Annotated in this window: 21 protein-coding genes; 18 read left to right on the top strand and 3 right to left on the bottom strand. The window is 32.1% G+C overall.

Features of this window, described 5'->3' with window-relative positions; translation table 11 throughout:
- Positions 1–135: 135 nt before the first annotated feature.
- Complete coding sequence (locus tag B6K90_RS17445; RefSeq protein WP_088014035.1) at positions 136–831, bottom strand: response regulator transcription factor; 696 nt, start codon at positions 829–831, stop codon at positions 136–138.
- 141 nt (positions 832–972) lie between these two features.
- Between B6K90_RS17445 and B6K90_RS17440 the strand changes: the two genes are divergently transcribed.
- The 11 genes from B6K90_RS17440 (at position 973) to B6K90_RS17390 (ending at position 12,769) form a co-directional block, all read left to right on the top strand.
- The gene (locus B6K90_RS17440) at positions 973–1,923 is read left to right on the top strand and encodes an alpha/beta hydrolase (RefSeq protein ID WP_235821833.1); all 951 of its coding nucleotides are present in this window, start codon (positions 973–975) and stop codon (positions 1,921–1,923) included.
- Positions 1,924–1,977: 54 nt separating this feature from the next.
- Positions 1,978–3,600, top strand: coding sequence for a flavin-containing monooxygenase (locus tag B6K90_RS17435; RefSeq protein ID WP_088014034.1), 1,623 nt, complete (start codon positions 1,978–1,980; stop codon positions 3,598–3,600).
- Positions 3,601–4,047: 447 nt separating this feature from the next.
- Positions 4,048–5,286, top strand: coding sequence for an MFS transporter (locus B6K90_RS17430; protein ID WP_212667545.1), 1,239 nt, complete (start codon positions 4,048–4,050; stop codon positions 5,284–5,286).
- Positions 5,287–5,304: 18 nt separating this feature from the next.
- Entirely contained in the window at positions 5,305–5,694 is a 390-nt protein-coding gene (locus tag B6K90_RS17425) for an iron chaperone (protein WP_088014033.1), read from the top strand.
- A 217-nt stretch (positions 5,695–5,911) separates the two neighbouring features.
- Positions 5,912–8,311, top strand: coding sequence for a nitrite reductase large subunit NirB (nirB, locus tag B6K90_RS17420; RefSeq protein ID WP_088014032.1), 2,400 nt, complete (start codon positions 5,912–5,914; stop codon positions 8,309–8,311).
- A gap of 27 nt (positions 8,312–8,338) precedes the next feature.
- The gene (gene nirD / locus B6K90_RS17415) at positions 8,339–8,656 is read left to right on the top strand and encodes a nitrite reductase small subunit NirD (protein ID WP_088014031.1); all 318 of its coding nucleotides are present in this window, start codon (positions 8,339–8,341) and stop codon (positions 8,654–8,656) included.
- A gap of 3 nt (positions 8,657–8,659) precedes the next feature.
- Positions 8,660–10,084 (top strand): uroporphyrinogen-III C-methyltransferase, encoded by a 1,425-nt coding sequence (cobA, locus tag B6K90_RS17410; RefSeq protein ID WP_088014030.1) that lies wholly within the window; start codon positions 8,660–8,662, stop codon positions 10,082–10,084.
- Positions 10,071–10,805 (top strand): sirohydrochlorin chelatase, encoded by a 735-nt coding sequence (locus B6K90_RS17405; RefSeq protein ID WP_235821832.1) that lies wholly within the window; start codon positions 10,071–10,073, stop codon positions 10,803–10,805. The genes cobA and B6K90_RS17405 overlap by 14 nt, the downstream gene beginning before the upstream one ends.
- Positions 10,806–10,821: 16 nt before the next feature.
- Complete coding sequence (locus tag B6K90_RS17400; protein ID WP_088014029.1) at positions 10,822–11,637, top strand: formate/nitrite transporter family protein; 816 nt, start codon at positions 10,822–10,824, stop codon at positions 11,635–11,637.
- Positions 11,638–11,822: 185 nt separating this feature from the next.
- A complete protein-coding gene (locus B6K90_RS17395; RefSeq protein ID WP_088014028.1) occupies positions 11,823–12,296 on the top strand; it encodes an NUDIX hydrolase in 474 nt (157 codons plus the stop codon).
- Between the two features lie 146 nt (positions 12,297–12,442).
- The gene (locus tag B6K90_RS17390; RefSeq protein ID WP_139840753.1) at positions 12,443–12,769 is read left to right on the top strand and encodes a hypothetical protein; all 327 of its coding nucleotides are present in this window, start codon (positions 12,443–12,445) and stop codon (positions 12,767–12,769) included.
- 88 nt (positions 12,770–12,857) lie between these two features.
- Here the strand turns inward: B6K90_RS17390 and B6K90_RS17385 are convergent, their stop codons facing one another.
- On the bottom strand, positions 12,858–13,094 hold the full coding sequence (locus tag B6K90_RS17385) for a hypothetical protein (RefSeq protein WP_088014026.1): 237 nt from the start codon (positions 13,092–13,094) through the stop codon (positions 12,858–12,860).
- A 287-nt stretch (positions 13,095–13,381) separates the two neighbouring features.
- Here B6K90_RS17385 and B6K90_RS17380 point away from each other — a divergent pair, with 287 nt between their 5' ends.
- Positions 13,382–14,080, top strand: a complete 699-nt coding sequence (locus B6K90_RS17380; RefSeq protein WP_212667544.1) for a Dph6-related ATP pyrophosphatase — start codon at positions 13,382–13,384, stop codon at positions 14,078–14,080.
- 106 nt (positions 14,081–14,186) lie between these two features.
- On the opposite strand, the gene B6K90_RS17375 is transcribed toward B6K90_RS17380, so the two are convergent.
- Positions 14,187–14,726 carry a hypothetical protein gene (locus B6K90_RS17375; RefSeq protein WP_088014025.1) on the bottom strand — a complete coding sequence of 180 codons (540 nt, stop codon included), beginning with the start codon at positions 14,724–14,726 and terminating at the stop codon, positions 14,187–14,189.
- 232 nt (positions 14,727–14,958) lie between these two features.
- Here B6K90_RS17375 and B6K90_RS17370 point away from each other — a divergent pair, with 232 nt between their 5' ends.
- From B6K90_RS17370 to B6K90_RS17345, 6 genes are all read left to right on the top strand, one after another.
- Positions 14,959–15,513, top strand: a complete 555-nt coding sequence (locus tag B6K90_RS17370; protein ID WP_088014024.1) for a histidine phosphatase family protein — start codon at positions 14,959–14,961, stop codon at positions 15,511–15,513.
- Positions 15,514–15,766: 253 nt separating this feature from the next.
- Complete coding sequence (locus B6K90_RS17365; RefSeq protein WP_088014023.1) at positions 15,767–16,885, top strand: RtcB family protein; 1,119 nt, start codon at positions 15,767–15,769, stop codon at positions 16,883–16,885.
- Positions 16,886–17,060: 175 nt separating this feature from the next.
- Positions 17,061–17,795: a metallophosphoesterase family protein gene (locus B6K90_RS17360; protein ID WP_088014022.1), complete on the top strand. Its 735-nt coding sequence runs from the start codon at positions 17,061–17,063 to the stop codon at positions 17,793–17,795.
- A 338-nt stretch (positions 17,796–18,133) separates the two neighbouring features.
- Positions 18,134–18,343 (top strand): hypothetical protein, encoded by a 210-nt coding sequence (locus B6K90_RS17355; RefSeq protein ID WP_088014021.1) that lies wholly within the window; start codon positions 18,134–18,136, stop codon positions 18,341–18,343.
- Positions 18,344–18,524: 181 nt separating this feature from the next.
- Complete coding sequence (locus B6K90_RS17350; protein WP_088014020.1) at positions 18,525–18,935, top strand: hypothetical protein; 411 nt, start codon at positions 18,525–18,527, stop codon at positions 18,933–18,935.
- A 199-nt stretch (positions 18,936–19,134) separates the two neighbouring features.
- Entirely contained in the window at positions 19,135–19,908 is a 774-nt protein-coding gene (locus B6K90_RS17345) for a DeoR/GlpR family DNA-binding transcription regulator (RefSeq protein WP_088014019.1), read from the top strand.

Raw genomic sequence — 19,908 nt, 5'->3', positions numbered from 1 at the left:
TGGTGAAAATTGTAACTTGTTCGATTAATTTACTTTTTCACTTTTGACTATTTTATATTTCAACACTCTGACACTAATCTTTTCTAAAAAAGACTAGTGTTTTTTTGGGGTTTAAAAGTGCTTTCAAAAAGGTTTTTAAGAAATAATTCCTTTTCGAATTAATTCACCAACAGCATGAGAGCGATTATTAGCACCAAGTTTTTTTATAGCCGATTTTACATATTGTTTTACCGTAAGTTCACTAATATTCATGGAATCTGCCATCTCTTTTGTGCTTTCGCCCCATGCAATTCGTTTCATTACCTCTAATTCTCTTTTACTTAAAATTATTGAATGATATGTCCCTGTTGTATTTTCTAAAAATTTCCCAATTAACTTACCATAGTATGTAAATGAAGAGAGAAGTTTATCATCCATTTTAAGTTCATCCTTAAATTCTGTTGAACAAATATAACCGACTACAACAGATCCGAAACAGATTGGCACAGCAATCATCGAGTTTACACTAGAAGGGAAGATGTACTTACTACTCGTTTGTTTTAAGTATTCTATCCCTGAACAATACTTTGCTTTTCTCTCACAAATTGCTGAAAAGATGATCGGGAGCGAACGAATATCATCTCTTATCTCACGAATATGTGATAATCCATCATTCGTAATCAATATAATGCCTTCGCCTAAAAATCCAAAAGGAGAATATCTAAATAAATAAGCATTTTGTACGGGAAAAAGATTCATATAAATATCGAGAATCTTATACATATGTTCTTCATGACTTGTACTGACTTCAAGTTTTCGAATATGTTCTTGAATGGTATAGTCAGAAACCACATTATCATCTCCTTTTTAGGGATATTGCATATTCAAAATTAGGAATATTCTAATTATACAAAAAATTATATTCTTTAGGTAGGCTTTTTGAGATATAGGATCTCGAAAGTAAATTAAAATTCACTGAAAGGAAGATGTAAATTGGCTAATTTAGATCCAAAAGCAAAAGCATATGTGGAGATGTTTAATCAATTGCCAGCGATTCACAAAATGGAACCAGTGGCTGTAAGAGAAATGTTTTCAAATGTTCCACCAGTTGAAGTAGAACTTGCTCCATTAGCAAAAGTTGAAGATAAGCAAATTCAAGTTGGACAAGATGAACAAATTAAAATCAGAATTTATACTCCTGAAGGTGAAGGGCCATTACCTGTATTTGTCTATTACCATGGTGGCGGATGGGTATTAGGGGACTTAGAAACTTCAGATGCAAGTTGTAGGATGCTTGCTAATCGAACAAAAAGAATAGTTGTTTCTGTAGATTATCGACTTGCTCCAGAACACAAGTTTCCAATCCCATTTGAAGATTCGTATGCAGCATTAAATTGGGTAAGTGAACATGCTAAAGAATTTAATGGAAACGCTTCCAATATAGTCGTGGGAGGAGATAGTGCAGGTGGGAATCTTGCTGCGGTTGTTTCAAAAGCTGCTAAAGATCAAAACGGACCAAAAATTGTAGCCCAAGTGCTTGTTTATCCGGTGACAGCTTTAACATATGATACAAAATCTTATCTAGATTTCCAGGAAGGCTATGGACTTGATCGAGATTTAATGATTTGGTTTGGTAATCATTATATAAATTCAAAAGAGGATGCTAGAAATAAATATGTTTCACCACTTGAAGCTGAAGATTTAAGTAACTTACCTCCTGCACTTATTATTACTGCTGAAAATGATGTACTCCGCGATGAAGGAAATGAATATGGTCAACGTTTAAGAGACGCAGGAGTAAATGTAGATATACATTGTGAACAAGGACTGGTTCACGGATACTTTACAAATATGGCAGTTTTTCCTCAGCGAATTAAAGAATCAATCAATCGAATTGATGAGTTTTTAACTAAAGTGGATCAAACAGTTTTAAATAAAAGATAAGTTGTAGTTTGTAAAAAAAGATGAAAAAATCTATTGAAAGAGGGAGGATCTGAAATGAAAAATAACATTCAACATTTTGATGCTGTTGTAATTGGTGCTGGTTTTTCGGGGCTATATATGCTTCACCGCTTACGAGAGGATGGACTCTCGACTCGTGTATATGAAGTAGGTGAAGGTGTAGGTGGAACATGGTTTTGGAATCGTTACCCAGGCGCAAGATGTGATTCAGAAAGTGTTTACTATAATTATACTTTTTCGGAAGAATTATATAATGAATGGACTTGGACTTCTAGATATCCTGAGCAGCCTGAAATATTAAGATATTTGAATTTTGTTGCAGATAAATTTAATTTACGTACAGATATTCAATTTAATACAAGAGTACAATCAGCTCAATATGATGAGAAAAAGAATATATGGAAGATTAATTTAGACGATCATACGAATGTAACAGCTAAATATTTTATTACTGGTGTAGGTTGTTTATCAGCGGCAAATATACCTAACTTCAAAGGGATTGAATCGTTCAATGGGGAATGGTATCATACAGGGCACTGGCCACGAAATAAGGATGTCGATTTTAAAGGTAAACGTGTTGGAATTATTGGAACTGGATCGAGCGGTGTACAAGCTATTCCAGTCATTGCCCAGCAGGCTGGTCATCTGACTGTATTCCAGCGTACACCTCAATATAGTGCACCAGCAAGAAACCATCTATATGACCCGGATTATATAAGAAAAACTAAAGCAAACTTCAAAGATATTAAAAAACAAATGAGAGAATCGATCGGTGGCCAACCGGTTGTACCTGCTACTCAATCTGCTTTAGAGGTTAATGAATTAAAAAGAAATCAAATCTATGAAGAAAATTGGAAAAATGGTGGACTTGGTCTTTTTGGAGCTTTCACTGATCTGACAATCGATGAAAGAGCAAACAAGACAGTTGCTGAATTTATTAGATCAAAAATTTGTGAAATCGTAAATGATCCAGAAGTTGCCAAAAAATTAATGCCATATTACTACTATGGTACAAAACGTCCAATTATTGATACGAATTATTACGAAACATATAATCGTGAAAATGTATCATTAGTTGATGTTAAAAACGATCCAATTGAATCAATAACTCCTAATGGGTTGAAAACTAATAACAATGAATATGAACTAGATGTTATTGTATTTGCTACTGGGTATGATGGAATGACTGGACCATTGATGAAGATTGAAATTAAAGGAAAAGATGGAGTTAGTTTGAAAGAAAAATGGGACGGTGGTGCACAAACGAGAACATATCTTGGAATTGCTAATGCTGGCTTCCCTAATATGTTTATGATTACTGGCCCTGAAAGTCCTTCAGTACTTAGCAACATGCCAGTGTCAATCGAGCAACATGTAGAATGGATTGCTGATTGTATACAGTTCTTACGTACAAATGAAATTGATATTATTGAAGCTAATATTGATGCAGAGAATGACTGGAGTCGACATTGTAGGGAAGTTGCAGAGGCAACACTATTCACAAAAACAGATTCATGGTACACCGGGGCAAATATTAAAGGAAAACCACGAGGATTTCAAATTTACCTTGGAGGGGTAGGGGCATATCGCAAAAAATGCGATGAAATAGCTACAAATGGATATGAAGGATTTGTTTTAACTTCAACTGCAGTTCATTAATTAGATTACTACTCTGAAAAACACTTCTTTAATAGAGAAGTGTTTTTCGACGTGTTGACATATCACATTGTCAATATTGAAAAATGTATTGAGATTTGTTGAATACCTACGCATAAATAGTTCATGAGAAAGTAAAAAAGCAAAGAGAAGAAGTTTAATGACTCATGGAAGATTCATGAGTAAGTAAAAAGGCAAAAAGAAGAAATATAGTGACTCATAGGGAGTTCATGAGTAAGTAAAAAAGCGAGAAATTGAAAATAACTTACTCATAAGACACTGTTTAGAAAATTGAATGAGCTCTTTTCCAATTATTAAAATTCACTTAATGTAAGTTGAATTAATCCACAATTTCAGAGTAAAAATAGTATAATGATTTGTATTTAAATTTCATCAATAGTATAAATATTCAATCTGCTATTTGTAAGAGTTAAAAAGGGGAGAGTTTGATTGTTTGCATCAAAAAAATCTATATTTAAAGGGACTTCATTCACGAATTTCTGGATCTCACGAATGCTTACTTCGACTTCATTTCAGATGCTATCCGTAGCGATTGGATGGCAAATGTATGATTTAACACATGACGCATTTAGTCTTGGTCTAGTAGGTTTGGCACAATTTATTCCAATGGTCTTACTCACTTTAGTAGTTGGTCAAGTCGCTGACAGAGTTGATCGTCGGAAAATTGTTTTCATATGCCAAATGGTAGAAGCTATAATAGCAGGACTTCTTTTATATGGAAATTTTGCTAATTGGCTTAGCAGAGAAGAAATATTAATTGCGGCTTTTATACTCGGTGCATGCCGATCATTTGAAGGACCTGCTTCTTCGGCCTTATTACCTCAAGTAGTGCCAAAATCTATTTTACAGCAAGCTATTTCTTGGAGTACATCTGCAGGTCAAACAGCACAAATATTAGGGCCATCTCTTGGTGGTGTATTATTTTCAGTAGGACCGGCATACGTATATGCAACGTCAGCAATAGCTTTATTACTTTCATCATTCCTAACTTATATTATTAAATTAGATAGTCAATTTATCCGTAAATCAGAGCCAGTAACAATACGTACAATGCTAATGGGGTTAGAATTTGTTTATAAGCACCCAATTATTTTAGGGACTATTTCGCTTGATTTATTTGCCGTTTTACTTGGAGGAGCTACTGCACTTTTACCAATTTATGCGCAAGATATTTTACATACAGGAGCTTGGGGCTTAGGTCTGATGCGGACTGCACCAGCTGTCGGAGCATTAATTATGTCTTTAATATTAGCTTATTCTCCACTTAAAAGATCATATGGTCCAATATTATTTGGTGCTTTAGGCATATTTGGATTGGCAACGATGCTATTTGCAATTTCAACAAACTTAGTCATCTCATTAATTTCATTATTTATAATTGGAGCTTCAGATGTAGTCAGCGTAGTAATTCGTTCATCGCTAGTTCAGCTACAGACACCGGACGATATGAGAGGAAGAGTAAATGCAGTAAATTCGCTATTTATTGGAACTTCAAATCAGCTAGGAGAATTTGAATCTGGTACGATGGCTGGGTTAATTGGTGCTGTACCAGCGGCATTTGTGGGAGGACTTGGAACATTAATTGTAGCTGGACTATGGATGTATTTATTCCCTTCACTTAGAAAAATTAATTCACTTTCTGGAGACAAAACAGAAAAAGCAGGATAAATTGTTAAAGGAGAATTTATGGTTAATACTAAAAAGACATTTGAAACGATTGATGAGTATATTTTACAATTTCAGCCTGATGTTCAGGAAACATTACAAGCTTTAAGAAAGGTTGTAAAAGAAGTTGTTCCAAATGCAGTTGAAAGAATTAGTTATCAAATGCCTACATTTGCACTAAATAAAAATTTAGTACATTTTGCTGCATTTAAAAATCACATTGGATTTTACCCGGGAGCTAATGGAATTGCAGCATTTAAACAAGAATTATTAGCTTATAAAGGTGCTAAAGGATCTGTACAATTTCCAATAAACGATCCACTTCCATTTGATTTGATAAAAAAGATTGTAAAGTATAGAGAAATTGAGGATATAAAAAAAGCAGAAGAGAAATTAAAAAAGAAAAAATAAGCTCGTGACCTCTTTAGGCAAATTTACCTTTAGAGGTTCTTTAGTAAAAATGGATGATCATGTTCAAAATATTGTCAAATAATATCCTTTGAAAAATTACTTTATCAGTTATACTAAAATTGTATTTGGTAAAGAAAAAACAATTAATAAAAAGTTTATGATTTTTTTTAGTTGAATTTGTGAAATATTTCACAAATAATACTGGGGGACAGAAGAGATGAAAAGAAAATTATTGATGATCGGTAATGGTATGGCAGGAGTTCGTTGTATAGAAGAAATTCTAAAAAGGAATAAAAATTTATTTGAGATCACAATAATTGGCGATGAACCTTATCCAAACTATAACAGGATCATGTTATCAAATGTATTACAAGGAAAAACAACTATCGATGAAATCAATATTAATGATTGGGATTGGTATACTGAGAATCAAATTACACTACTAACAAACGAAAAAGTTACGAAAATATCACCTGCAGGAAAAACAGTAGAAACAGAAAAAGGAAAAACGATTTATTATGATGAACTTATTATAGCTACTGGTTCCAGTGCGTTTATCTTGCCGATTCCAGGTAATGATTTAAATGGAGTAATCGGTTTCCGAACAATTCAAGATACTGAATTAATGATAGATTATGCAAAAAAATATAAAAAAGCCGTAGTAATTGGAGGTGGCTTATTAGGATTAGAGGCAGCAAGAGGATTGATTGATCGAGGTATGGAAGTACATATTGTTCATCTACTACCTACATTAATGGAACAACAATTAGATGCAACAGCTGCAAAAATGCTAAAAAAAGATTTAGAAAAACAGGGTATGAATTTTTTAATGGAGAAACAAACGATTTCAATAAATGGAACAAACCGTGTAGAAGGAATTAGTTTTTCAGATGGTACTTCTTTAGATTGTGATTTAGTCGTAATGGCTGTCGGAATAAGACCTAATATTTCTTTAGCAAAAGAAGCTGGACTAGTTGCAAACCGTGCAATTGTTGTTAACGATTTTATGCAAACTTCTGAACGATCAATTTATGCAATAGGTGAATGTGCCGAACATAACGGAACTACTTATGGTTTAGTAGCACCGTTGTACGAACAAGGAATTGTGCTTGCTGATCATATGACTGGTAATTCAACGAATGGATATAAAGGAAGCATTTTATCAACTCAGTTAAAAGTATCTGGATGTGATTTATTCTCAGGTGGATTAATCCATGAAGAAGAAGATATGCAAGCGATCATTATAAATGACCAATTTGCTAGGCTATACAAAAAAGTAATCGTGAAAGATGAAAAAGTAGTTGGAGTAGTTTTATATGGTGATGCATCGGATGGAAATCGATTATTTAATATGTTGAAAAATGAAACGAATATAAAAGAATATACAAGTGCTTCTATACTGCATAAATCAGGAGAGTACTCTAGTGAAGATTTTGTTCTTTCTATGAGTGCAAATGATACAGTTTGCGGATGTAATGGAGTCACAAAAGGCACCATTGTTCAATCAATTTTAGAACAAGAGCTTACTACTTTTGAAAATGTGAAAAGTTGCACAAAGGCTGGTGCTTCATGTGGAAAATGTAAAGGAATGGTTAAAAGTATTTTAGCAGCTACACTAGGAGATACATTTGATCCAAATGCCGCAAATCCAGGTATGTGTGGATGTACAACACTTTCTCGTGATGAAGTTATGAATGAAATCAAAAATAAAGGACTTCAAACTCCTAGAGAGATTCGAATTGTATTAGGATTTGAAAATGAAGAAGGATGTTCAAAATGTCGTCCAGCTCTAAACTATTATTTAAGAATGTTGTATCCAAATGATTATGAAGATGATAAATCATCACGCTTCGTTAATGAAAGAATGGAAGGAAATATTCAAAAAGATGGGACATTCTCAATCGTACCGCGTATGTATGGGGGCGTAACGACTGGTGATGAATTAATTAAACTTGGTGAGGTGGCAAATAAATTCAACATACCTTTAGTAAAAGTTACCGGTGCGAGCCGTGTTGGTTTATATGGTGTAAAAAAGGAAGATGTACCAAAAATTTGGCAAGAATTAGGGATGCGTTCAGGATATGCTTATTCTAAGTCCCTTAGAAATGTTAAGTCGTGCGTCGGCAATAGATTTTGTCGATTCGGAACACAAGATTCACTAGGCTTAGGAATCCAATTAGAAAAAGCAATCGAAATGGTTGATACACCACATAAAATGAAAATGGGTGTTACAGGATGTCCTAGAAATTGTGCTGAAGTACTTACTAAAGACTTTGGCGTAATCTGTGTAGAAAATGGCTACCAGCTTTATTTTGGAGGTAATGGTGGTACAGAAGTTCGAGAATGTGATTTTTTAACTACTGTAACTACAGAAGAAGAAGTAATTCATATGGCAAAGGCTTACGTTCAATATTATCGAGAAACGGGAGTATACGGAGAAAGAACTGCTCCATGGGTAAAGCGAACTGGAGTGGAAATGATTAAAGAAGTATTGTTAAACAAGGAACAAGAAAATGCTTTAGTAGTGAGATTTGATCATGCAAAATCAACATATGAGGAAGCTTGGGGTAAAGCGCTTAATAATCAATTAGAACTATATGATATTATTAGAAAATAAATTGCCAACTTGAGAGGAGCAATAGATATGATCACAACACCAGAGAAAATAAAGATTATTCATGTAGATTCTTTACCAATCCAAATTGGAAAGGAAGTAGTTATAAAAGGAGAATCAATCGCTTTATTCCGTTTATCAAATGAAGACGTTCGTGCAGTCGAAAGTATATGTCCAGGAACAAATGGACCACTTGCTGAAGGGATTGTTTCAGGTGAATATGTATTTTGTCCTCTGCGTGACTGGAAAATTTCATTAATTACTGGTGAAGTTCAAAAACCAGATGATGGCATTTTAAAAACATATAAAACCGAAGTAATCGACGGTTATGTTTATATTACGGTGTAATTTATGACAAAACAATCTGGATTTATTTCATTTGTAGGTGCAGGACCTGGGGATTTAGGTTTAATAACAGAAAAAGGATTGAAATGTATTCGGGAAGCTGAAGTAATTTTATATGATCGACTTGCAAATCCAAGGTTACTTCGTGAAGCGAGGGAAAATTGTGAATTTATTTACTGTGGGAAGCTTCCAGACAGACATACAATGCGTCAAGAAATGATTAATCAAACTTTAGTTGATCTAGCTAAAGAAGGGAAATACGTCGTTAGATTAAAAGGCGGAGACCCATCAGTTTTCGGTCGAGTAGGTGAAGAAGCAGAGGAAGCTTCAAAGCAAAATATATCTTTTGAAATTATTCCGGGTATTACATCTAGCATTGCTGCAGCAGCATATGCTGGCATCCCAGTTACGCATAGAGAATATAGTACAAGTTTTACCTTAAGAACAGGGCATAAATGTATGGAGAATGAAGATCTTATTGAATTGAATTGTTCTGATCAGTTAGGGGATACACTTGCTTATTATATGGGCGTAAGCAATCTTCCTAAAATATGTACACACCTAATAAAGAATGGTAAATCTAAGGATACTCCAGCGGCATTAATCCAGTGGGGAACAATTGGAAAACAAAAGGTTGTTGAGGGAACCATTGAAACAATCGTTTCAATTATTGAAAAAGAAGAAATTACAAATCCTGCAATGACAATTATTGGAGATGTTGTTAAATTACGTTCTAAGATTTCTTGGTTTGAAAAGAAAAAATACTTTGGTAGAAAAATTTTATTAGCTAAAGGAACAGCATCTTTAGAAAAGAATGGATTAGAAACTTATTTATTAGAAAACGGTGCTGAGGTTTATGCTTTTCCCACTCTTAAATCAGTTCAACTTCTAATTCAACATGATCAGTTAGTTGATGCACTAAGCCATGAAAGAATCGTTTTTTGTTCACCAGAAAGTGTGAAATTATTTTTTTCTAAAATGTATCAATCAAAATTCGATGTTCGTAGGCTTCCTAATAAGATTAAGTATCTATCGCCGAAAACCAAAAAGGAACTTGAGAAATATGGGATTTTAGCAGAAAAAATTAGTGGTAATGAGAATGCTGCAATTTTTATAGGATCGGTATCCAATGCTACACAAATACAAACAAAATCAACATTTTTAGCTACTCATGAAAATATTGCAGATTCTCGATTTGAAGTAATAAATCAAAGAATGCTAGAAGAAACAATATGGGATTCAATAATTTTTCCAAATCGTTCATCCGTTGATTGGTTTAGAAAAGAATTAGGGAAGACGAAGGAAAGTCATTTAATGAATTTACCATTTGCCTATATTGGTGAATCAGTTAAGGAATATGCATTTAAATGCGGGTTTACTAAAATTGACGAAGCATTACAAAAGGAAATCATGCTTGGTGATTGGAAGTGAAATTATGTTTGATGCTGTAGTATATATTGGACACGGAAGTCGCAGGCAAGAAGGAAATGAACAATTTATACAATTTATTCAATCAGTCATCAAAGAGATTCCGATTCAAAAACAAGAATTTGCATTTTTAGAACTAGTTGCTCCAACGATTCAACAATCTTTGGAAAATATTATATTACAAGGGGCACGGAAGATATTAGTTGTGCCAGTGTTATTATTTGCCGCGGCACATTATAAACGCGATATTCCAGACGAATTGAATATTACTTTAAAACGATTTGCAAATGTAAATATTACGATAACTGAGCCATTTGGTGTTCATGAAAAAATGATTCAGCTCGTTCAAAAGCGTGTACAGGCTGCCTACGGAACTAGCAACTCTGCAATTTTATTAGTAGGTCGTGGAAGCAGTGATCCTGAGCCGATTGAAATGCTAAAACAAATTAGAAGTAAAGTTGAAGCGCGAATGAAAGTTCCTGTTCGCACAGCATTTTTAACAGCAGGTAAACCTAGGTTAGAAGATATGATTAATCAGATGAGTATAGAATTTGAAAATACTTATGTTATGCCATATTTATTATTTACAGGACTACTTCATGAAAAAATTAAAAGACGAATTTCAATTGAAAATGAAAAATTTTATCTATGTGGAAATTTACAATTTGATGTATTGATGAGTCAAGCGCTTATAGAACGGATTCAAGAAAAGGCTAAAATCTAAATATAGGGTGATCAATATGAAAGAAGTTATTAATTCAATTGGAAATGAGGCTATATCAAGGACAAACCAAGTAAAAGTAAGTAAATCAAGGTATATGGTCCCTACAATGATGGCAGGATTTTTTGTAGGACTAGGTATTATTTTAATCTTTACAATTGGTGGATTACTCGCTCCAACTGGTTTTGCAGGTACTAAAATTATAATGGGTGTTTCATTTGGGATTGCTTTAAGTTTAGTCATCATGGCCGGTGCAGATTTATTTTCTGGAAATAATATGATTATGTCTATTGGTATGTTAGAAAAAAAGGTTAATTGGATTGATACTTTGAAAGTATGGGGTTATAGCTATTTAGGAAATTTACTTGGCTCGGTAATTGTGGCTTTATTATTTGCTTATTCAGGCTTAGCGAGTGGTGGTGTGGCAGATTTTATAAATAATGCTGCCTCAGCAAAAATGAATGCACCATTTATGGAATTATTAATACGTGGAATTCTTTGTAATATACTTGTATGTTTAGCACTTTGGTGTTCATTTAAAATGAAATCAGAAACAGGAAAATTGATCATGGTATTTTGGTGTTTGTTTGCTTTTATTACTTCAGGATTTGAGCATAGTGTTGCAAACATGACATTATTATCAATCTCATTACTTGTTAACCATCCAGACACAGTAACAATAGGCGGAATGATTTCGAATCTTGTACCGGTTACAATTGGAAATATTATTGGCGGTAGTTTATTTGTTGGAGTAGCTTATTGGGTTTCTAGTTCGGAAGCAAAAAATAAAAAATATCCAAATGCAAAAATAAATGATAATAAACTAGCATCATAATTAAAACTACTTCTAGAAACAGCATAAAATTACTAAAAGAAACAATCTTGGATCTAAAATCTAAATAGGTTGTTTCTTTTTTTTATATAAATATTGTATGGGGGACTATATGATATTTTAAATTAATTTAAGTATCTTAGATAATGGATTCTGGTAAAATATAGTAAAAATAAGGAGGGGTAAAAATGGGATATATTGAAGACTTAAGGAGTATTGTTGGACATAGGCCATTAATATTTGTAGGCTCAGTTACGATCATCATTGACCAAGCAGGAAGATTATTATTGCAACTTAGAAAATATCCAAATGGGTATTGGGGAATACCAGGTGGATTAATGGAATTAGGAGAATCTACTGAAGATGTTGCTAAGAGAGAAGTTTTTGAAGAAACAGGACTAATTGTAGATCATTTGAATTTAATAAATGTCTATTCAGGACCAAAAAACTTCGTTAAAGCTGAAAATGGAGATGAATTTTTCGTAGTTACAGTTGCTTATTATACAGAAGATTATAAAGGGAAATTAAGTGTTAATGATTCGGAATCTATTAAATTTGAGTTCTTTTATCCAAATGAACTACCAAACAATATTGTTAAAAGTCATAAGGACATTTTAGATGAATTTTTAACAAAATTTTACCCGGAACTTGGATATGTTTAACCTACTTTATATAGCTGAAAGAATAAATAAACTAAGGGCCTCGATGGTAACTATCTTTTAATTGATGAATTGTTACTAGATTACTAGATCGATTTAAAAAATAGAATTAATTATGATGTAGAATTAAGAAGTTTGGGGTGAATTATTTGGCTAAAACTGTGCATTGCGATCGGTGTCTGAAGGAAATTAGGATTAGAGGAGATCTCGTTACTGCTACTATGTTTTTTCAAGTCGTTCCTTATCACGAGGATTGTTATGCAAAAGATTTAAAAGGTGCCAAAACACTTTTTTTAAACAATCAACCAATTAATGGTTTCTCCGGTAATTTTCTAACATTTTTAGCATTTGCAATTTGTATCTCGTCATTTTTTATCGATGACAATTCGATGATCTATTTATCAATTTTAGCTTTGATCGCAATAATGTATAGATTATATTCATTTTTTATATTTGAAAGACATTTAGAGAAGTAGAAGGAATTAAATAGGCAAACGCCAAGTGATCTTGGAATAGTAAGTAAAAAAATTGTAAAAAAACTCTGATAGACAGAGTTTTTTTACTTTATTTACCGAAATTTCCAGCGAATTGCATTACAACTGTTTTAACTTCTTCAAGTTTCTCAGGTTTTAATAATGTAATCATTTTTGGGACAAATTGTTGAACTTCTTCTAATGAAAAAGTACCTTCATCTTGTTTTCTGAAGTTTTCTAAAAGAATTTCCCTTGCTTCATCTTCTTTACCTTCTTGAACTCTTTCTAAAATAAAGTTTAAAAACATTTCTTGACCTTGCTTGTCCATTTTTGTTGCCTCCTAAAATAAATTATACAACCATAAGGTGTTATTTATAATTATAACACCTTATGGTTGTATGTCAATTTTATTTTTCAGTGAATCATTCTTCTTTATTTATTAGCTATTTTTTAAAATTTATTATATTTTTTTGGAGAAATGATAAAAGGCAGGTAAGATATATAATTGGATCTAAATTAAATGAAAAATGCTATAATTTTTTTATGGAAGATGATGGAACTTACGTTAAATTGGCGTCTTAAAAATTTTTAGCTTATAGATAAGTATATAAAAAGGTGGTAATCGAAATTAATAAGAAAAAAATAGCAGTATCTTTTAGTGGTAAAGATTCAACTTTGGCATTGCATGACCTTTTGCATTCTGATGAATTTGAAGTAGAAGTGCTAATCGCATCAGTAACTGAAGGATTTAATCGTACGAGCATTCATGGAGTTAGGGTCGAATTATTGGAGGCACAAGCGAATTCAATCGGTCTACCATTAACGAAAATATGGATTCCAGAAAATTGTTCTAATCAAAAATATCAAGAAATTATGACAAAGGTTAATTTAGAGCTAAAGGAACAAGGGATTGAATATATTGCATTTGGAGATCTATTTCTTGAAGACGTACGAAAGTATCGAGAAGAAATGCTTAAACCATTAGGCATTAATCCAATTTTTCCTTTATGGGGTGAAAGTACATCAAATGTGATTGAACGCTTTATTTCCTTAGGCTATAAAACGATTATTACTTGTGTTGATTTAACTAGATTAACAGAAGAATTTTCTGGTAAAGAAATAGATTATCATTTAATCAACGAACTTCCAAAAGATGTTGACCTTTGCGGTGAGAATGGAGAATACCATTCATTTGTATTTGATGGACCTATTTTTACTAATCCTATTCAGTTTGGCATTGGAGAAAAGAAGCTAACTGCTGATGTTTATACAGGAGAAACTAGATTTTGCTATACAGATTTAATTCTTGAATGAAGTTTAATTAAGTAGGAAGATTGTTGATGAAAAAATTTTTAAAAGTAGACTGTTAATAATAAACAGTCTATCTTATTTTTAGAGACATAAAGAAATTTTTAAGAAATCATTTTTTCAAATTTGGTCCCCAAGATGGCTTTGCTCCTGTATCCATCGTAATAGTTTGTTTCGTTAATCCGACTTGCTTTGCGTAATGATCTAACATTTCATGTACGGTAAAGCGATGATAAGAACCATTAGTAAATCGTGGTTCATTTCTTATTTTTGGATTCACAATCCAAAGAGATACCGAATCTTTAGCCGTGTGATCATTGAATTCATTGATTGGTACACTAAAGTCGATCTGTTCATTATATCCATTTGCTACAGTTATGATAGTTACCTCCCCCATTTGCTTCTTCGGAAAACGAGGATCCTTCTTCACTGTTACATTTAACTTTGCAATTCCTTTTGAATCGGTTAATTCAGTACCTAAAACTTTACCTAATGAATTGATTACAATAACCCTAGCGCCTTTAATAGGTTGACTAGCTTCTCCAGAGGAGTCAACAGTGGGACCTACTTGAACTGTAAGTGTTGCAGAAACTTCATTTAACTTTTCTGCCAGCGTTAATTGCGAAGAGCCTAAAAAAATGAATACGCTCAAAATAGTAGTAATACATACTCATACTTTTTTCATCTAATCACACCTTGTGTTATTTTTTATTGTTTAGTTTAAGTTAATTTATTCAAATGTATGCTTTTATCGTTTTACAAAAAAATTGGTAATGCCTTTGGTTATAAATTGTCTTAATGATAGGAGAAAGAACAAGGAAAAGTTAAAAAAATGTCGAAATTTATATTATAGAAAAAAATGATATGTTAGGGAGTGGTGCCAAATGATAACGAACTTGTATTTAGTAAGACATGCACATTCAACCTATACTCCTGATGAATTGGGCCGACCATTATCTGAAAAAGGATTATCTGATGCAAATATTGTTGCCGAACTACTATTAAAAGAAAAAATCGACTATGTTATTTCAAGTCCATATAAACGTGCAATTCAAACAGTTGAAGAAATAGCCAAATCATTACATTTAGAAATAATTATAGAAGAAAATTTTAAAGAGCGACTCCTATCTAAAGAGCCTGTTGCGGATTTTGAATATGTAATTAGTGAAGTTTGGAAGGACTTTAATCGATCGTGGAATGGTGGAGAGTCAAATTACACAGCTCAAAAAAGAGGAATCGAATCTATAAACAAACTATTAAAATATTATACTGGTAAAAACATCGTTATTGGTACGCATGGAAATATGATGGTACTAATTATGAATTTCTTTGATCAAAAATATGATTTCAATTTTTGGAATGAACTTGCTTTGCCTGATATTTATAAATTAACCTTCGAAGGTGAATCATTAGTTGAAGTGAAAAGAATATGGAATTAATGTAAGGGCATTTCTCATTCTATGATTTGAGATAAAGAATGAAAAACACATTAGGTAGATAAAAAGAATAGAAGTTTCAATATTAGAAAGGAATTTCAAACTTAATATTTTTGACGTTTCTATATTTTTCAGGAAATTAAAGAATCGTAGAATGAGAGATGATATAATATTTGTAAGTTATTTCCACTAACATGGTTATTGGACGTGACTTTAAGTAAAAGCAGATTTAGAAAAACATAAGTGAGGATCACGCATGTTAGAATTCAATGGAAAACACAATAAAGGAAAAATACTACTTGATTATGTTGATACAAATGTCATTACACAATTAAAAACGATCTTAGATACTGAATGCTTTGCAAATTCAAACATCATTGTCATGCCTGACTGCCATATATCTAGTGGAGGTGTAATGGTAGGTTTTACGATGACGTTGAATGATTTTATTATTCCTTCTATCGTCGGTGTAGATATTGGTTGTGGAGTGAGTGCATACCATCTAGGACGCATGAAATCAGTAAAGAGTGAAAAACTTGATAAGTTCATTCGAAAAAATATCCCGATTGGTTCAAATATCCATGACGAGCCTGTGATTGAACCAGAAGAGATTACTGAAGCGATTGAGAGACTTAATCTTAACTACATGTATGTGATGAACAGCATTGCAACGCTAGGTTCTGGAAATCATTTTGTAGAAATTGATAAAGATGAGAATAACCATTTTTGGCTTGTAATCCACACTGGTTCAAGAAATTTTGGATTTGAAATAGCAAAACATCATATGAATGTCGCTAAAGAAAATATGAAACAATTATTCGGAGAAAGTTATAAAGGATTCGAATATTTATCCAAACAGGAAGACAAAGATGCATATTTAAAAGATCTATCAATTGCTCAACATTTCGCCTCTTTAAATAGAGAGACGATTGCTAAAATTATTATTGAAAAATATTTTAAACTCGATTTTGAATCAATTAAAAAAATAGAATCGGTACACAATTATATCGACCTTCAAAACAATATCCTAAGAAAAGGTGCAATATCTGCTGGTGAGGGAGAAGAAATAATCATCCCATTTAATATGGCATATGGATGTGTTGTAGGAAAAGGTAAAAGTTCTACTGACTACAATTATTCAGCACCTCATGGAGCAGGCCGAATAATGAGCCGAACAGATGCAGTACATAAAGTCGACTTAGATGTTTATCAAAAAGCAATGAAGGGTGTATATACAACATCGGTCAACAAACATACAGTAGATGAATCACCAATGGTATATAAAAAACCTAAATTAATATTAGAAAATATTACTGAGCAGATTGAGATCGATTTCTTCATGAAACCGGTTTACAATCTTAAAGCTGACAAATAACCTCTCTGTTAAGAGAGGTTATTTTAAACTCTTTTTATTTTCTTTAAAACTTTTGTCATAGTAACTTACGAAGGACGATTTATTTTATAATTCTCTTAAAAATTTCGTGATCTAGTATACGAAGGCTTAGTTTTTAGTAATAGATGTTAAACATTAAAATTAGGAGTATATACAGATGGGTACAAAAATTGCAATTATTACCGATATTCATGGAAATGCCTCTGCTCTAAGGGCGGTTTTAAAAGATGTTAAAAATGAAAAAAATATTGAGCATATATACTGTTTAGGGGATATGGTTGCGATTGGGCATGAAACGAACGAGGTACTAAATATGTTGTTTTTACTTGATAATATATCATTTGTAATAGGGAATCATGAAGAAGATTTTCTAAATATCATTCATGGAAAATCTACGCAAATTAGTAATGAAGGAGTAAGGAAACACCATGAATGGCTAGTTTCTCGTATGAATAAAAACTTTATACCTAAGCTGATGGAAATGCCACGAAAATTAATCATTGAATATGAGTCTAAAAAAATCTTATTTACGCATTATCACTTAAATTCGGATCAATCTTATTTTCAAATTGATAAGAATCCTACTATAGGTAAACTTGACGAAATGTATAACGGATCTGATTTTGCTGCCGTTTGTTTTGGACATCATCATCCTTTACATTTTTTTCAATCCGATAAACGTCTGTATATTAATCCGGGTTCACTTGGATGTTATGATAAACCTTATGCACGATATTGCATCTTAAATATAGATCGTCAAATTGATGTTCAATTTAAAGAAGTACCTTATGAGAACCGAGAATTTTTAAAAGCATACGAAACTTTAAGTGTTCCAGAAAAGGATTTAATTTTAAAAGCTTTTCACGGAAATCAACATCTTAAATTTGGGTGAAATCAAGTATTTTTAATCAATACTTAATAACCTAACTCCTGAAAAGTAACCATTACAATTTAATAGAAAATATTATTCACTTAAGTTCTTTCTCCCCATTATAAGTATACAATTATATAAATTTACTTATTTTGACAACAATTCTTATACATAATGGGGGATTACTATGTTCAATAAGTTCAAAAAGTTCTTATTAGTACTTCTCATTTTTGTGCTTTATCTTTGTATGTCGTTGTTAGTTGGAAATTTTCTTAGGAGTTTATTAATTAACTTTATAAGTTATAAACGTTTTTGATACTTCTCCTAGAATATAACTCCTAAAGGAGAGTGGAATAAAATTGGTGAAAATTTGTTTTATGATTGGTGCAATATTTATATTCACTTCTGGTATACTCATAGGTGCATTTCAAGCTCCAGAGCAACAAAGAGTTGTAAAAGAAGATTTTTTTAAGTTAGGGCACTTAAACAAGGATAAATTCTCCGTATTGTCTGGAGTTATTGGCATTTTTTTTATTTGTATCGGAGGACTAGTATACTATATTAAATAATTTTTTAATGACTAAATTCAATCTTAACTAAAAATCGTTTAATAGCTTTTAATAGAATCGACATTTTGTCGATTTTTTTTATTGTGATTATTTTAAAGTAGGTCAATATGATTATTAGTAGGGGCATAAATTAAATGAAGTAGAAATTATGATGTAGTGGCTATTATTAGGAGGTGCGAATTTGAGGATCGTTTTTTTTAGAAATCTCAACAAAATTGAAACTTATGCTGCAAATAGAAAACAAATAAAGTTGAATCTTCCTAGTAAAGAAGAGGCAAGTGTTATATTTGGCCTGACAAGAAAGTTTGAATTTGATAATCGTTGTGCAAGACCGCCACAAATCAGCGGCACGGTTGTAGCATCGGTTACTTGTAATAGAGATAAGGATATTAGAATTTATTTCTATCCAATCTCCCAAACTATTTATCCAGAGAAGGCGAAATCTCAATTTCATAATGATGTAATACCTAAACTTAAGAAATGGATTGATCATCAAGTGTCAAAACCAGAAACTGCAGTTTTAGGGATTGAAGAATTTATAATCGAATGGAATGGAAAAAATCATTTATTCCACCAAATCAAATTTTTATAAAACAGTTTTTAAAGACGGTAAAGTTAAAATTATTACTTACCGTCTTTTTTTATTTTATATTACATATAATCTTAGATATAAACTTAAAAAACTTAAATATCTTAAGTTTTTTAAGTTTTTTTGTGGAAATACTTAAATTAATTATATATAATAACGTTATAATTTAATTTTTAGGAAATAGATAAAGGGGCTCTAAACGATGTATCAAGAACAAAGATTAGCTTTGATAATAAAGTATTTGGCTTCTAATAGTGAGATTACGTTAGAAGAAATATGTGAAATGCTTAGCGTTTCTAAAGATACAGCAAGAAGAGATCTCGTGAAACTGGAAGAACGCGGGGAGATTATGCGAATAAAAGGTGGAGCAACACTTCCAACCGCTAATCGAAATTTAATTGATTATAAAGAACGAAATGCAACTGTAGGCAAGGAAAAAATTGCGCAAAGAGCTTCATCACTTATTCGCGAAACTAGTGACTTATTAATGGATACATCTTCAACTTGCGCTCTCATGGCTAAATTTATGTCAGGTAGACAAGTTAATGTGATTACGAACTCTATTGATATAGTTGATTTATTAGGTGAGTATGAAGAAATTCAAACCTTTATGCTACCAGGAAAATTTAATCGGAAAAATAGAAATTTAGTAGGCCCTAGGACAATTGAAACACTTAATGATTACAAAGTTGATCAGCTATTTCTTGGCGCTTGTGGAATTAGCGCAGACGGAATAACTTCACCTGACGAAGAGGAAGCGTTTTTAAAGAAAAAAATGATTAGTTGTGCAAAACAAGTCATATTATTGGCAGATCATACAAAGTTTGAAAAAGTTTTTCTGCATAAGATATGTGATATTAAGTGGATTGACGTCATTATTACCGACAAAGATCCAGATGAAGAATTTAAAAGAAAAATAATCGAATACAATATTCATTTAATTAGTTTAGAAGAAGAGGAAAGAGAGAGGATTTAG

Source organism: Gottfriedia acidiceleris, assembly GCF_002128425.1.
Lineage (GTDB): Bacteria > Bacillota > Bacilli > Bacillales > Bacillaceae_G > Gottfriedia > Gottfriedia acidiceleris.
Note: the sequence above shows the minus strand (reverse complement) of the source record. Positions and strands in the feature narration are given on the sequence as shown.